At 37.1% G+C, this 15,084-nt stretch carries 12 protein-coding genes and 1 riboswitch; of the genes, 1 reads left to right on the top strand and 11 read right to left on the bottom strand.

Going from position 1 to position 15,084, the window contains the following annotated elements; translation table 11 throughout:
- Positions 1 to 4 precede the first annotated feature (4 nt).
- The 6 genes from metH to DYR29_RS17950 all read right to left on the bottom strand — a co-directional run bounded on the left by metH (position 5) and on the right by DYR29_RS17950 (position 8,656).
- On the bottom strand, positions 5 to 2,665 hold the full coding sequence (gene metH / locus DYR29_RS17975) for a methionine synthase (RefSeq protein ID WP_213277935.1): 2,661 nt from the start codon (positions 2,663 to 2,665) through the stop codon (positions 5 to 7).
- Between the two features lies 1 nt (position 2,666).
- Entirely contained in the window at positions 2,667 to 3,758 is a 1,092-nt protein-coding gene (locus tag DYR29_RS17970) for a fatty acid desaturase family protein (RefSeq protein WP_213277934.1), read from the bottom strand.
- Between the two features lie 82 nt (positions 3,759 to 3,840).
- Positions 3,841 to 4,851: a homocysteine S-methyltransferase family protein gene (locus DYR29_RS17965; protein WP_213277933.1), complete on the bottom strand. Its 1,011-nt coding sequence runs from the start codon at positions 4,849 to 4,851 to the stop codon at positions 3,841 to 3,843.
- A 49-nt stretch (positions 4,852 to 4,900) separates the two neighbouring features.
- The gene (locus DYR29_RS17960; RefSeq protein ID WP_213277932.1) at positions 4,901 to 6,061 is read right to left on the bottom strand and encodes an O-succinylhomoserine sulfhydrylase; all 1,161 of its coding nucleotides are present in this window, start codon (positions 6,059 to 6,061) and stop codon (positions 4,901 to 4,903) included.
- 112 nt (positions 6,062 to 6,173) lie between these two features.
- Complete coding sequence (locus tag DYR29_RS17955; RefSeq protein ID WP_213277931.1) at positions 6,174 to 7,712, bottom strand: ACT domain-containing protein; 1,539 nt, start codon at positions 7,710 to 7,712, stop codon at positions 6,174 to 6,176.
- The gene (locus tag DYR29_RS17950; protein ID WP_213277930.1) at positions 7,712 to 8,656 is read right to left on the bottom strand and encodes an alpha/beta fold hydrolase; all 945 of its coding nucleotides are present in this window, start codon (positions 8,654 to 8,656) and stop codon (positions 7,712 to 7,714) included. Before DYR29_RS17950 ends, DYR29_RS17955 begins: the two co-directional genes overlap by 1 nt.
- A gap of 66 nt (positions 8,657 to 8,722) precedes the next feature.
- Positions 8,723 to 8,829: riboswitch (SAM riboswitch) on the bottom strand.
- A 188-nt stretch (positions 8,830 to 9,017) separates the two neighbouring features.
- On the opposite strand from DYR29_RS17950, the gene DYR29_RS17945 reads away from it, so the two are divergent.
- Entirely contained in the window at positions 9,018 to 11,633 is a 2,616-nt protein-coding gene (locus DYR29_RS17945) for an MGH1-like glycoside hydrolase domain-containing protein (protein WP_213277929.1), read from the top strand.
- Between the two features lie 78 nt (positions 11,634 to 11,711).
- Here the strand turns inward: DYR29_RS17945 and DYR29_RS17940 are convergent, their stop codons facing one another.
- From DYR29_RS17940 to DYR29_RS17925, 5 genes are all read right to left on the bottom strand, one after another.
- Positions 11,712 to 12,131, bottom strand: coding sequence for an OsmC family protein (locus DYR29_RS17940; RefSeq protein ID WP_213277928.1), 420 nt, complete (start codon positions 12,129 to 12,131; stop codon positions 11,712 to 11,714).
- 27 nt (positions 12,132 to 12,158) lie between these two features.
- A complete protein-coding gene (locus tag DYR29_RS17935) occupies positions 12,159 to 13,481 on the bottom strand; it encodes a DUF58 domain-containing protein (RefSeq protein ID WP_213277927.1) in 1,323 nt (440 codons plus the stop codon).
- 67 nt (positions 13,482 to 13,548) lie between these two features.
- The gene (locus DYR29_RS22985) at positions 13,549 to 13,752 is read right to left on the bottom strand and encodes a four helix bundle protein (protein ID WP_342213439.1); all 204 of its coding nucleotides are present in this window, start codon (positions 13,750 to 13,752) and stop codon (positions 13,549 to 13,551) included.
- On the bottom strand, positions 13,718 to 13,900 hold the full coding sequence (locus DYR29_RS22980; protein ID WP_342213438.1) for a four helix bundle protein: 183 nt from the start codon (positions 13,898 to 13,900) through the stop codon (positions 13,718 to 13,720). Before DYR29_RS22980 ends, DYR29_RS22985 begins: the two co-directional genes overlap by 35 nt.
- Positions 13,901 to 13,971: 71 nt before the next feature.
- Positions 13,972 to 15,003 (bottom strand): AAA family ATPase, encoded by a 1,032-nt coding sequence (locus DYR29_RS17925; protein WP_409016619.1) that lies wholly within the window; start codon positions 15,001 to 15,003, stop codon positions 13,972 to 13,974.
- Between the last annotated feature and the right edge of the window lie 81 nt (positions 15,004 to 15,084).

Below are 15,084 nucleotides of genomic sequence, written 5' to 3'. Positions count from 1 at the left end.
AATTTTAATCTGCTAAATTTGGTGACAACCATTTTTTCGCTTCCTGGATGCTACAACTTCTTCTTGCTGCATAATCTTCAAGCTGGTCTTCTGTAATTTTCCCTAATCCGAAATATTTGGCATGCGGGCTTCCGAAATAATACCCGGAAACAGATGCCGTTGGGAACATGGCTAAGCTTTCTGTAAGGAAAACGCCTATATTTTCTTCTACTTTTAAAAGATCCCAGATGGTTTTCTTTTCCAAGTGATCTGGGCAAGCCGGATATCCTGGTGCCGGACGGATTCCTTTATATTTTTCGGCAATAAGTTCTTCGTTACTTAAGCTTTCCTGATTGGCATATCCCCAGTATTCTGTTCTCACTTTTTTGTGTAAGAATTCAGCATAGGCTTCTGCAAAACGATCTGCTAGGGCTTTCACCATGATGGAATTGTAATCGTCATTAGCTTTTTCGTATTCAGTAGACAATTCATCGGTGCCAAATCCCGTCGTTACACAGAAAGCTCCCACATAATCGGTCTTTCCTGAACTTTGAGGAGCGATGAAATCACTTAGAGCCAGATATTCTTTACCTTTTGATCTTTGAGCCTGTTGTCTTAGGGTTAAAAACTTCGTCTGTTCATTGTTATTTTCATCAAAAATCAAAATGTCATCAGATTCATTGGAATTCGCTTTAAAAATCCCGAAGATTGCTTTTGCCGTTAAAAGTTTTTCATCCAGAATTCTCTTTAAAATAACCTGAGCATCTTTGAATAATTCTTTAGCCTGAGCTCCTACTACCTCATCTTTCAGGATATTCGGATATTTTCCGTGGAGATCCCAGCTTCTGAAAAACGGAGACCAGTCGATGAAAGGAAGAAGTTCATTTAAATCCTGATTTTCGAAGACTTTTATTCCGAGATTATTTGGAGTGAAAATCTCTTCGTTTTCCCAATCGATTTTAAAATGGTTTTCTCTTGCTTCTTCGATGGATACATAATCTTTATCTACCTGTCTGTTCAGAAACTTTTCTCTGAAGTCGGAATAGTCATTCTTTAAATCCGAAACATATTCTTTATTTCTGTCACCTAATAATGAACTTACTACGTTTACGGCTCTTGATGCATCATTCACGTGAACGACTGCATTTTTATATTTTAAATCGATTTTCACTGCGGTATGTGCCTTTGAAGTTGTAGCACCACCGATTAATAAAGGAAAATCTAAATTTTGTCTTTCTAATTCTGAAGCGATATACACCATTTCATCCAAACTTGGTGTAATCAATCCGCTTAATCCTATAACGTCTACTTTTTCAGCAATAGCTGTCTGGATAATCTTTTCAGCGGGAACCATTACTCCAAGGTCAACGATTTCATAATTGTTACAACCCAAAACAACACTCACAATATTTTTACCAATATCATGAACGTCTCCTTTTACAGTTGCCATCAGGATTTTCCCATTGGCGGGTTTTGCTCCGTCTTTTTCAGCTTCAATGAAAGGTTGTAAATATGCCACCGCTTTTTTCATTACCCTTGCAGACTTTACTACCTGAGGCAGGAACATTTTTCCACTTCCGAATAAGTCTCCCACTACTCCCATTCCTGTCATCAGATTAATTTCGATAACATGAAGTGGTCTTTCTGCAGATTGTCTTGCTTCTTCTACATCTTCTTCAATAAAACGGTCGATACCTTTTACCAGGGCATAAGTAATTCTTTCCTGTAGTGGATTGTTTCTCCACTCTAAATCTTCGGTCTTTTCTTTTTTGACCGATTTATGTTTTTCCGAATAGTCAAGAAGTCTTTCTGTAGCATCTTCTCTTTTATCCAGGATTACGTCTTCTACAAGCTCCAGTAATTCTTTATTGATCTCATCATACACTTCCAGCATCGCCGGATTTACGATACCAATGTTCATTCCTGCCTGAATAGCATGATAAAGAAAAACAGAGTGCATTGCTTCTCTTACGGTATCATTTCCACGGAAAGAGAAGGAAACATTACTCACTCCCCCACTTACGGATGCATAAGGAAGATTTTGTCTTACCCAGCGTGTAGCTTCAATAAAGTCGATGGCATTTCTTCTGTGCTCATCCATTCCTGTTGCCACCGGAAAGATATTTAAGTCGAAAATGATATCCTCTGCCGGAAATCCGATTTGGTTTACCAGAATATCATAGGATCTTTTTGAAATTTCTATTCTTCGTTCAAAACTGTCAGCCTGTCCTACCTCATCAAATGCCATTACAATGACTGCTGCTCCATATCTTTTAATGGCTTTTGCATGTTTGATAAATTCTTCCTCACTTTCTTTTAAGCTGATAGAATTTACCACACATTTTCCCTGCGCTACCTGAAGGCCGGCTTCCAGAATTTCCCATTTGGAAGAGTCTACCATGATCGGGATTCTTGCGATATCCGGTTCGGAGGCAATTAAATTCAGGAATTTGATCATGGATGCTTTCCCATCAATCAATCCATCATCGAAGTTGACATCCAGAATCTGGGCACCTCCTTCTACCTGATGGCGGGCAATATCTAATGCTTCAGAGAACTTCTCCTCTTTGATGAGTCTTAAAAACTTTTTGGAACCGGCAACATTGGTCCTTTCACCAACGTTGATGAAATTACTTTCCGGGGTTATGATAAGAGGCTCAAGGCCTGATAATCTTAAATATTTCATTTTATTCTTCTAAAATATAGTAGGCATTATTTGCATTCTGCCTCAATAAATCCCTATGCTTACTTAAAGCTGTAATCAGTGGAAATCTTTTATACGCTAAATTGTGTTCCTTAGCAAATTCTTCAATTTCTTCTGTGATCTCATTGTAATACATATAACTGTAATTTGGAAATAGGTGATGGGCCACATGAAAATTGAAATTCCCCAACATATTTTTTACCAGCCAGTTATTTTCTTTTAAATCGTTCGTCACTTCAAACTGGTGACGCAGCCAGCTGAATGGAAGACCATTCTCTTTATTTAATCTCGGAAAGGCATTATCAGGAAGCGGATGCAAAGGCAGTAAAACAAACAATGCAAAAATACTTGCTGAAATCACCTGTAAAAACCACGCACCCAAAGCCAACCCTATTGATACTTTAAAGAACATTACAGGAATCACAATCTGATAAATGAAGTAGAACAGCTTATAACTGATCATTTTTACTTTTTCAACGGTGGGTATCTTGCCCTGGGTTTTTAAAATCACCCTTTCCTTATCAAAGAAGTCCCGGAAGTCTCTTATAAACATCCAATTGAACAAATACAACGGATAGACTAAAAAGAAAAACTTATCCTGATGCTTCTGTACTCCTTTCGCTTTAACCCATGGTACAATTAAAAGTAATCCGCTCTGTTCGATATCCGTGTCCCATCCATCTACATTGGGGTAAGCATGATGGCTCGCGATATGTCTTTTTTTCCAGATATAGGAATTGGCTCCTATAAAATCAAAAATGTGAAGAACCAGCCCGTTCAGTTTTTTACTTTTATAAATGTTATTATGGGCTGCTTCGTGGATTAAGTTTAAATAAATCAAAACCAGAGAAATTCCCATTAAAATAAAACTCAGAATATAGATCCAATGCTTTTCGGCATTCAGAACAGCCAGAATATATAAGCCAATATAGACCAGTGGAAGTACTACCGCTTTGATCTGAATATAGATATCTCTGTTTTCAGAAATGGATTCTACTCTTTGGTTCACTTTCTTTCTCAGCTCATTAAATAATCTGACATCCTCCGAATCTTTTAAGTAAATTGGCTTTTCCATATGTTTAACTTTATGGTTTACTTAAAGTTAACATTTATATTTCAGCCTTTATTCTTGATTTTAATTAAAAAAATCTATCAAATCACACAAATTTCTTCAATTTCCTTGGCTCATATTTCTCTACCAGGTCAGCTATCGCTTTGATGTGCTCAGGCGTTGTACCGCAACATCCTCCTATAATATTGATTAATCCTTTCTCTACATATTCTTTGATCTGTCTCGCCATATCTTCAGGAGTTTCATCATATTTTCCAAAAGCATTCGGTAAACCGGCATTCGGGTATGCTGAAACGTAGAATTCTGAATTATGAGCCAGCGTTTCAAGATAAGGAGTCAGCTGATCTGCTCCCAATGCGCAGTTGAAACCTACACTTAACAAATTCAGGTGGGAAACTGAGATCAGAAAAGCTTCCGCTGTCTGTCCGCTCAATGTTCTTCCCGAGGCATCGGTAATGGTTCCTGAAACCATGATTGGAATTTTTATTCCTCTTTCATCCTGCAATTCATCAATAGCGAATAAAGCTGCTTTTGCATTCAGTGTATCAAAAATGGTTTCTACCAGAAGGATATCTGAACCTCCGTCCAGCAATGCCTCACACTGCTGTTTGTAAGCCACTCTCAGTTCTTCAAAAGTAATGGCTCTGTATCCTGGGTCATTGACATCAGGACTTAAACTCGCAGTTCTGTTCGTTGGCCCGATAGATCCTGCTACAAATCTCGGCTTATCCGGATTTTTTGCAGTGTACTCATCACAGGCTTTTCTGGCAATCTTTGCAGACTCATAGTTCAGTTCATACACCAGGTCTTCCATATGATAATCTGCCATAGCAATGGTAGTTCCTGAAAAGGTATTGGTTTCTATGATATCAGCACCTGCTTCCAGGTATTTCTTGTGAACTTCCTCAATGGCCTGAGGTTGCGTCAGAGAAAGAAGGTCATTATTTCCTTTTACCGGATGCTCCCAGTCTTTGAAACGCTCTCCACGGTAATCTTCTTCTTCAAACTTGTACCTCTGAAGCATAGTTCCCATAGCACCGTCAAGAATTAAAATTCTTTCGGATAGAGCTTTATATAATTGTTCTGAATTTTTCATTTTTATCTATTTTGGTCAACATAATGGGCTTTAGCCCGTTCCTATTGAACTAGTCTAAGGCCTGTTTAAGATCTGCAATGATATCTTCCACATTTTCCAAACCTACTGAACAACGAACCAGTCCTGCAGTAATCCCTACTTCATTTCTTTCTTCATCTGACAGTTTAGAGTGTGTTGTGGATGCCGGGTGCGTAACGATTGTTCTTGTATCACCTAAATTGGCAGAAAGCGAACACATTTGTATCTTATCTAAAAAGTTTCTTCCGCCTTCTATTCCGCCCTTGATTTCAAATGCCACGATATTTCCTCCAAGCTTCATCTGCTTTTTGGCAACTTCATAACTCGGGTGAGATTTCAGGAATGGATATTTTACTAATTCTACGTTCGGATGGCTTTCTAAAAATTCGGCTACCTTCAATGCATTTTCACAATGTTTTTCTACACGAATGGCCAATGTTTCAAGGCTTTTTGATAATACCCATGCATTAAAAGGAGACAATGCAGGACCTGTATTTCTTGCGAAAAGATAAATTTCTCTGATCAGGTCTTCTTTTCCTACTGCTATTCCTCCTAAAACTCTTCCCTGTCCGTCAATCAATTTCGTTGCTGAATGTACAACAATATCTGCACCATATTTGATAGGCTGCTGAAGATAAGGTGTTGCAAAACAATTATCTACAACAAATATCAGATTATGTTTTTTTGCTATCTGCCCGAAAAATTCAAGGTCAAGAATTTCAATAGCCGGGTTGGTAGGCGTTTCAAGGTATAAGATCTTTGTATTGGGCTTAATATATTGTTCTACATTCTCTGCATCTTCTGCTTTGAAATAAGAGGTTTCAATATTCCATTTCGGGAAATATTTAGTGAATAAGGTATGCGTAGATCCGAAAACTGACTGGCAGCTTACGATATGATCTCCGGCATTCAACAAAGTTGCAAATGTAGAATAGATGGCAGCCATTCCTGTTGCAAAAGCATATCCGGCTTCTGCGCCTTCCATTTTAGCTATCTTATCTGTAAACTCTGTTACGTTAGGATTGGAAAAACGGCTGTATAAATTTTTAGGTTTTTCTTCAGCAAAGCTTGCTCTCATATCCTCAGCATCCTGAAATATAAAACTTGATGTAAGGTATAATGGCGTAGAATGCTCGTCAAACTGGGTTCTTTCAGTCTGGGTTCTTATTGCTGATGTTTCAAAATTTTCCATATAGTTTTAATTTGGCAATTTAGCAGTGTAACCATCAGATTCTTCGCTATGCTCAGAATGACAATTGCAATAACTGTTACACTGCTAAACTGTAGATTGTTATAGTTAAATATTATTTTGTTTCACTTACTCTTAAAATATCCCCGAATACTCCTCTGGCTGTCACCTGTGCTCCGGCTCCGGCTCCCATAATCACAATTGGATTTTCACCATAACTTTCTGTATAAATTTCAAAGATTGAATCTGAACCTTTCAGCTGTCCTAATGCAGATGTTGCCGGAACTGAAATCAATTTCACATCCAACTCGCCTTTATCTTTCTGCAGATCACCGTGCAGATCCCCCACATATCTCAATACATGCCCTGGTTCCTGATTTTCTTTGATTTTCTGATATTCTTCATCCAGTTCTTCAAGTCTTGAAAGGAATTCTGATTTTGAAACCTCAAGTAAGCTTTCCGGAACAAGATTCTGAATATTGATATCTCCGAATTCATTGATTAAGTCTAATTCTCTCGCCAGAATTAATAATTTTCTAGCTACGTCATTTCCTGATAAGTCTTCTCTCGGATCCGGTTCTGTGTATCCTTTTTCTAATGCTTCGTTGATGATGGTTGAAAATTTATCATCTCTTAAAGAAAAATTGTTGAAAACATAGCTCAGTGTTCCGGAGAATACGCCTTTAATTCTTGTGATATTTTCTCCTGAAAGGTGTAATAATTTGATGGTGTCAATTAACGGTAATCCCGCACCCACATTGGTTTCATAGAGATAACGTCTGTTGTTTTTATTCAACGTATATCTTAGTTTTCTGTATTCTTCAATTGGAAGGGTATTAAAAATCTTGTTTGAGGAAACGAGATCGAATCCGTTTTCTGCCAAAGCGTGATAGTTTTTCACAAAATCCTTGCTTGCCGTGTTATCTACAACGATAAGGTTTTCCAGCTGGTTTTCGTTGGAGAAATTAATGAGCTCCTGAACACTTGAAGGATGTTCTGCTGTCAAAACCTCATCACTCCAATTTGCATCAAATCCTTTTTTGTTGAAGGCTATTTTCTTTGAATTGGCCACTGCCACTACTTTAAGGTCTATTTTTTTACGCCTTTTAATCTCTTCAGAAGATTCCAGTACCTGTTGTATCAAAGTCTTTCCTACATTTCCGTGTCCTATGATCGCCAGATGAACGGTCTTTGGCTTCTTGAAAATTTCAGATTCTATAATGTTTTTTGTTTTTTCGTCCTGTGAAGAAGTTACTACGATGTTTACCCTGTTCTCTCCTGCAACCTGATTCAGCAATAATGGGAAAACATTGTTTCTTGCCAGCTCAGCAAAAACTTTATTGAAATCTTCTGCCACAAAACCGATGACAGAAACATTATTGATACTGTAGATCTGGGAAACTTTTCCAGATTTTCTTTCTGCTTCAAATTCATCAATAAGACAAGCGACTGCTTTTTCGGCATCAATTTCCTGAACCAGAATAGAAATTCCGTTTTCTATGGCTTGCTGAGAGATTACTCCCACACTGATACGCGCTAAAGTAAGCGCTTTAAAAATTCGTCCGTCAATCCCGATTTCTCCCAGGAAATCTTCTCCTTCAAATTTGACGATTGATCTGTTCTTCAAAAATTTTATTTCGTTAGCATTTTTCATTACTTCTGTAAAATGTTTTTAATGATATTATTTAATTGTTGATATTCCATTAGGAAGGCATCATGCCCGTGTATAGATTGGATCTCGTGATAAGAAACATTCTTATTTTTCTCTTTTAAGTTTTCAAAACACATTCGGATTTCAGAAGCCGGGAAGAATAAGTCTGTATCTACGGAGATCATGTGCATTCGTGCCTGTATGTTCTCTAGTGCTGTTTCATCAGCATTTATATTCATCAAGAGATGATTCATCAGTTTGTATGCTTTTAAACTAAACCTTTCGTTTAGCGCATTACCATGATAAACCAACCAGTCTTCTGATTCCAGACGTTGTTTTTCCTGGTTATATTGGTTTTGAAATCTGTCATTGAGCGACTGTGGCGTTCTGTAACACAACATAGCATGAATTCTTGCTTTCTGTAGCGGTTCGTCTTTATCATTCAATAAAAATTTCTGAACCAGACATTGTGCATGAAGCCAGTCGTGTGTCCTGTAATCACAGGCTATAGGAATAAATATTTCTGCGAGATCCGGCTGCTTGGCAAGCATTTCCCAGGCAATTCCTCCTCCCAGAGAGCCTCCAATAATGGCATATAGGTTTTTGATATGTAAAGCTTCAAGCCCTTTCAAAAATATCGCTGCGATATCTGAAGGGGTAAAATCTTCATAGTCTTCAATTAAAAAATCGTCATAGCCGTTTCCGGGTATATTGAAACACAGAACAGTGTATTGATCAGTATCAACAATCTGATTTTCTCCCACCAACTGTTTCCACCAGCCTTTTTCTCCGGATACCTCTGAGTTTCCGGTAAGTGCATGATTGATTAAAATGATGGGTGCTGTAAACAGATCTTTCCCAAAAAGCTGATAGCTTAACGGGATATGGTATTCCTTTTGGGAATTGGTTTGATACGAAAGATTAATATAGTTTAGTTCTGTTTTCAATTCTATTATATTTTTATACAAATACAATTGAAAATGCCACAGGAAATGGCTGAAAAGAACTTCAGTAAGTTATCTGTCCAAAATACTTTGGTAGAACGTAGCACCTTCTTTGCTTGCGCAAAGGGTTGCTAAGGTTTCATAGGGTCTAATCCCTCAACCTTTCTTGATAACATTTTCAATATTTAAATGAACGAATGGTGCAAAGGTAGTTCTTTTCTTTTAATTTCAAAAAAAAATTATTTTAATATTTTAAAAAGCCCTTAAATACAAGTATTTCAAGAGCATATTAATAATTGTTCAGATGAAAAAAATTGGAATTATTTTTCAAAAAAACTAACTTCGTATGGAAAAATGATGAGATATGAGCGCCGAAAAAGAAAGATTACAAGATACCAAATGGAAAAACTGGGGCCCGTATGTAAGTAACCGGCAGTGGGGAAATGTACGTGAGGATTACAGCTCAAACGGGAATGCCTGGGATTTTACCAATCATAATAACGCTGAAAGTTATGCGTACCGCTGGGGTGAGGAAGGCATCGCCGGAATTTCTGATGTAAAACAGTTATTCTGTTTTGCTTTTTCATTTTGGAACAGAAAAGATAAAATGGTAAAAGAACGGTTCTTCGGATTGAGTAACCCTCAGGGAAATCATGGTGAAGACATCAAAGAAATCTTTTATTATCTGGATAATACACCCACTCACAGCTATATGAAAATGGTGTATAAATACCCGATCAACGAGTTTCCTTATGATGAACTTCTTGCTGAAAATGGAAGACGCAGTAAAAAGGAACCGGAATATGAGATTTTCGATACCGGAATTTTTTATAATGATGAATATTTTGATATTTTCATTGAATACTGTAAAGCTGATCACAATGATATACTGGCCAGAGTAACCGTCTGCAACCGAAGCCAGCATGATGCACCTATTGTCGTAGCACCTACTGCATGGTTCAGAAATAATTGGAAATGGGGGTATAACACTTATAAGGCAGAGCTGAATGCTTCTCATGACGGAAGTATCAATATAGGACACGACAGCATTTCGATCAAAAAAGTCTATTCGCGAAACACAAATGCACAAAGTGTATTCTGTGATAACGAGACAAATACCTCTAAGCTTTACGGAACTCCTAAAACAGAGAATACTTATTTCAAAGATGGCATCAATGATTTTATTATTCATCAGGGAGATACTGTAAACCCTGAAAAAAGAGGAACAAAAGCATCTTTTCTGATTGATGAAATAGTGGGTGCAGGAGAATCTAAAATTTTTGAATTCAGATTAAGTCCTGAGGAAAATGATGACCCTTTTGAAAACTTTGATGAAATTTTTAATACCCGACAGGCTGAAGCGGAAGAGTTTTATCAGGAAATTCAGAATGATACGGTAAATGAAGATGAGAGAAATGTTCAGCGACAGGCTTTTGCAGGACTTCTTTGGAATAAGCAGTTCTATCACTACAATATCGGAAAATGGCTGAAAGGTGATCCGAACTTTGAAGCGCCGAGAAATTTCAGTGAATACGTAAGAAATACGGAATGGAATCATCTTCACAATAAGGATATTATTTCTATGCCTGATAAATGGGAGTATCCATGGTATGCTACCTGGGATCTGGCATTCCACTGTGTTCCTTTTTCTATTATTGATGCAGAATTTGCCAAAGGACAGCTTTTATTGCTTACGAAAGAATGGTATATGCATCCCAACGGACAGCTTCCTGCCTATGAATGGAATATGAGTGATGTAAATCCACCAGTACATGCATGGTCCTGCTTCCGTGTTTTTAAAATTGATGAAAAGAATAATGGGAAGCCGGATTTATTATTTTTAGAAAAAGTATTTCAAAAGTTACTGCTGAATTTTACTTGGTGGGTGAACAGAAAGGATAAAAACGGAAAAAATATTTTTGGAGGAGGCTTTCTTGGTCTCGATAATATTGGTGCTTTTGACCGGAATATGGAATTAAAGGACGGTCAGCATCTTGAGCAGGCAGACGGAACAAGCTGGATGGCAATGTATGCACTGAATATGATGCGTATTGCAATGGAGCTAGCCCAGTATTATCAGGTGTACGAAGATATGGCGATCAAATTTTTTGAACATTATCTTTATATCGCTGAAGCTATGGAAAACCTGGGTGAAGGAACGAAAGGACTCTGGAACGAGGAAGACGGTTTCTTCTATGATGTATTGCAGCTTGGCAACGGAGACAGTGTTTCTTTAAGATTAAGAAGTATTGTAGGTCTAATTCCGATGTTTGCTGTTGAGATCGTAGACCATCGTTTACTGGAAAAGATGCCAAATTTCAGAAGCAGAATGGAATGGATCTTAAAAAATAAACCAGAGCTCACCAAACTTGTTTCTCACTGGGACGAGGAAGGACACGGCAGAAAACACCTGATGAGTATCCTCCGTAAAAACAGACTGACAAAGGTTTTGACCAGAATGCTTGATGAAAATGAGTTCCTGAGTTCTTATGGAATCCGGGCTATGTCTAAGGTATATGAAGAGAATCCTTTTGTATTTTCTGTACATGGGAATCAGAATATGGTCTATTACACTCCTGCAGAGAGTGACAGCCGAATGTTTGGCGGAAACAGCAACTGGCGCGGACCGATATGGTTTCCTATCAACTTCCTGATTGTGGAAAGCCTGCAGCGCTTCCATTATTATTATGGAAATAGCCTGAAAGTAGAACTTCCAACGGGAAGCGGTGATAAAAGAAACCTTGATGAAGTAGCTCAAAACATCAGCAAAAGACTTTGTTCTCTATTTTTAAAGGATGAACATGGGCAACGAGCTTTCAACGGAGGAAATCCTAAATTCAATTATGATGAACACTTCAGAGATTACATCACCTTTTTTGAATATTTCCATGGAGATAATGGCCGTGGTGTAGGAGCTTCCCATCAGACGGGATGGACTGCCACTGTAGCGAAACTGATAAAACCAAGACTTACCTTTTAATAAGCAATGAATAATAGGTAATAAGTAATAAAAAAAGCCGGATGAGTCATCCGGCTTTTTCTATTTTTAAATAAGAGATCAAATTTTTTCTCCGTTCACATAGACTTCATATCCGATTTCTACATTCGGTTCTAAGGTTTTGGATACGGAACAGTATTTTTCAAAAGAAAGCTCTGCTGCTTTCTGTGCTTTTTTAGGATCAATTTCTCCTTCTAAAAAGAACTTAACGTTAATAGATTTAAATGGTTTTGCATCATCTACCTGTACTCTTTCTCCCTCTACCTCTGCCTGAAAGCCTGTAATATTCTGACGCTGCTTCTTTAAAATAGAAACCACATCAATTCCGCTGCAGCCTGCTACAGCCATCAACACACTTTCCATTGGAGAAACTCCTTTGGCACCCGGCTGGGAAGTATTATCCAAAAGAATAGAATTCCCCTGCGCATTGGTACATTCAAATAAAAAATCGTCGTTTATTCTGTTAAGTGTAATTTTCATTATTTATTGCTTATTGCTTCTGCAAAGTTATAAAATTCCTCGCGCTTTTATCTCCAGATATTTATTGATAACATCGATATTCAAATTTTCCGGAAGAGTATATACTGTATAAATTCCATATTTGCGAAGTTCCTGAATAATCAGTTTCTTTTCAAACTCAAATTTCTCAGCGATGATCTCATCATAGATTTCCTGCATATTTTCAGGATTTTTGTTAATGATTGTCTGCAGTTCTGAATTTTTGAAAAATACAACAACCAACAAATGGTTTTTAGCAATACCTCGAAGATATTTCAACTGTCTGTTCAATCCATCCAGTGTTTCAAAGTTCGTGAAAAGCAGAATTAAACTTCTTTGATTGATGGAATATTTTACATCCTGATACAAACGGTTGAAATCACTTTCAAAGAAATCTGTTTTGATATTATAAAGTGCTTCAGAGATTTTTTTCAGTTGTCCTGATTTATTATCAGCAGCAATTTTATTTTCAGCCTTTTTAGAAAAAGTCATCATACCTGCCCTGTCTCCTTTTCTCAAAATAATATGAGACAACGCCATGGTTGCATTGATGGAGTAATCCAGTAAACTTAATCCATTGAAAGGCATTTTCATAGTTCTTCCTTTATCAATCAGCATAAAAATACGCTGTGATTTTTCATCCTGAAACTGGTTTACCATCAAACGGTTCGTTTTGGAAGTTGCTTTCCAGTTGATCGTTCTGATATCATCTCCAGGGACATATTCTTTGATTTGCTCAAATTCCATAGTATGTCCCAGTTTTCTGACCTTTTTAATTCCACCCAATAAAAATTCACTTTGAATGGCCATCAGTTCATATTTTCTGAGATGGATAAATGATGGATAGGAAGGCAAGACAGCATCCTTCTGGAAAATAAATCTTTTTGAGATTAAACCTAATGGTGAAGATGCATAAATATTCAGTCCTCCAAAGTGATATTCTCCTCTTTCTTTAGGTTCCAATGAATATTGAAAGAATGTATTCGCTCCTGAAGTAATCTGTTTTTCAATCAGAAAATCTCTTTTCTGAAACTGGAATGGGATTTCATCAATAATTTTAGTATCTATTGTAAAGCTGTAATTATTTTTAATATCAATTTTCACAAAATTCTCATCGCCATTGGACAATTTTTCCGGCAAAATTCTCTGAACCTGTAATGCATTCTTTTGATTAAAAAGCAACAGGAAATCTACCATTGCAGCCAGGAAGCAGATCAACAGTGCAATATGGGCTACCCACATCAGCACCGGAAAGAAAAATGCCAGGACATACAGAATCCCCACTCCGATAAGTGTAAAAAAGAAACGTGTATTGATGTATAAGTTTTTCATTATTTAGGTTGCTGGTTGCAGATGAAAGGTTTTAGGTGGACGTTTATTAGCTTTTTCACTATCATTACTATTGCATGGAATTAATTAATCCGTTTAACATTTTAGATATTTCTATAATCCTTTCATTCAGTTTTAAATAATCTTCTTCATTTAAAAATTTGAGATTTTTTGAAATAATTAATTGTGTTTCTACTTCTGCACAACTACCTCTTGATATTTTTAAAAATTGCAGATAATCAGGTTTTACTTGTTCTTGAGTTCCCCTCTGCAATATTCGAGGGTATAGAAATGGCGGCTCGTCTGATTTGTGATATTAATCCGTAGATTTCATCCTTAGGAAAAGCTTCTGTGGTTTTGTAAATTTCAGTAACAAAATCAATAGACTTTTGCCAAACTATAAGTTCTTTAAAATTTGCCATTTGTAATATTTTGTACTTTAATTAAATTAGAACTCTTCATCAGCTGCTACCTGCCACCTATTAACTACTACCTATCTTGGAATCTCTATTCCTTCTAAAATCTGACGGATAATTTCATCTGCGGTGAGACCTTCCATTTCTCTTTCCGGAGATACGATAACTCTGTGTCTCAAAACTGCGTAGCTTGCTTCTTTAATATCTTCAGGAGTCACAAAATCTCTTCCTCTCAGAGCGGCAAATGCTTTTGAGGCAGTAAGAAGTGCTAGTGAAGCTCTTGGTGAAGCGCCCAGATATAAGAATTGGTTTTCTCTTGTGTTGATGATAATCTTAGCAATATATTCCATCAGTTGGCTTTCCACAATGATTTCTTTTACCAGATGCTGGTAGTTTTTCAATTGTTCAGCTGTGATAACACGATTTACTCCTTCTGTTTTATCTTCTTTTTTACTTTCGTGCTGGTTTTTAATGATCGCTATTTCCTGCTCAAGATTAGGATACCCTACATTGATTTTGAATAAAAAACGGTCCAGCTGAGCTTCCGGAAGTCTATACGTTCCTTCATGCTCTATAGGGTTTTGTGTAGCTATCACCAGGAAAGGTTCTTCCAAAATATAACGGATACCATCCATCGTGATCTGCCTTTCTTCCATGACTTCAAATAATGCAGACTGCGTTTTTGCAGGCGATCTGTTGATCTCATCAATCAGGATGAAATTGGAGAAGATAGGTCCTTTTTTAAATTCAAATTCTGAGTTTTTCACATTGAATACAGAAGTTCCCAAAATATCGGAAGGCATCAGATCCGGTGTAAACTGAATTCTGCTGAAGCCTACATCAATTGTCTTAGCCAATAATTTTGCCGTAATCGTTTTAGCTACTCCGGGAACACCTTCAATCAGAACGTGTCCGTTTGAAAGTAAGGCAGCCAAAAGATGTTCAATCATCTTCTCCTGTCCTACAATTACTTTTCCAATCTCAGATTTTACTTTCTCTAAGCTTGCACGAAGTTCAATCATATCAATTCTCGACTGAAACTGCTCTTCCTGTTTATTAAGATTGATAGAGCTTTGGTCTTCTATATTCGGGTTATCAAAGTTTTCCATAATACATTTTATTTGGTCAGTCCGGCAATGAAACAACGGTATTCCTTCCTGTGAATTGTCGTTATCAGCATTGAAAAACTG

The sequence above is a fragment of the Chryseobacterium indologenes genome (assembly GCF_018362995.1).
Taxonomy (GTDB): Bacteria; Bacteroidota; Bacteroidia; order Flavobacteriales; family Weeksellaceae; genus Chryseobacterium; species Chryseobacterium indologenes_G.
Note: the sequence above shows the minus strand (reverse complement) of the source record. Positions and strands in the feature narration are given on the sequence as shown.

Bases quoted from the DNA above. Each gene is read 5' to 3' on its own strand.
- DYR29_RS17935 (WP_213277927.1), bottom strand. From the start codon at position 13,481: ATGAAAAACTTATACATCAATACACGTTTCTTTTTTACACTTATCGGA.
- DYR29_RS17940 (WP_213277928.1), bottom strand. From the start codon at position 12,131: ATGAAAATTACACTTAACAGAATAAACGACGATTTTTTATTTGAATGT.
- DYR29_RS22980 (WP_342213438.1), bottom strand. From the start codon at position 13,900: ATGGCAAATTTTAAAGAACTTATAGTTTGGCAAAAGTCTATTGATTTT.
- DYR29_RS17960 (WP_213277932.1), bottom strand. From the start codon at position 6,061: ATGGAAAATTTTGAAACATCAGCAATAAGAACCCAGACTGAAAGAACC.
- DYR29_RS17965 (WP_213277933.1), bottom strand. From the start codon at position 4,851: ATGAAAAATTCAGAACAATTATATAAAGCTCTATCCGAAAGAATTTTA.
- DYR29_RS17955 (WP_213277931.1), bottom strand. From the start codon at position 7,712: ATGAAAAATGCTAACGAAATAAAATTTTTGAAGAACAGATCAATCGTC.
- DYR29_RS17970 (WP_213277934.1), bottom strand. From the start codon at position 3,758: ATGGAAAAGCCAATTTACTTAAAAGATTCGGAGGATGTCAGATTATTT.
- DYR29_RS17925 (WP_409016619.1), bottom strand. From the start codon at position 15,003: ATGGAAAACTTTGATAACCCGAATATAGAAGACCAAAGCTCTATCAAT.
- metH (WP_213277935.1), bottom strand. From the start codon at position 2,665: ATGAAATATTTAAGATTATCAGGCCTTGAGCCTCTTATCATAACCCCG.
- DYR29_RS17945 (WP_213277929.1), top strand. From the start codon at position 9,018: ATGAGCGCCGAAAAAGAAAGATTACAAGATACCAAATGGAAAAACTGG.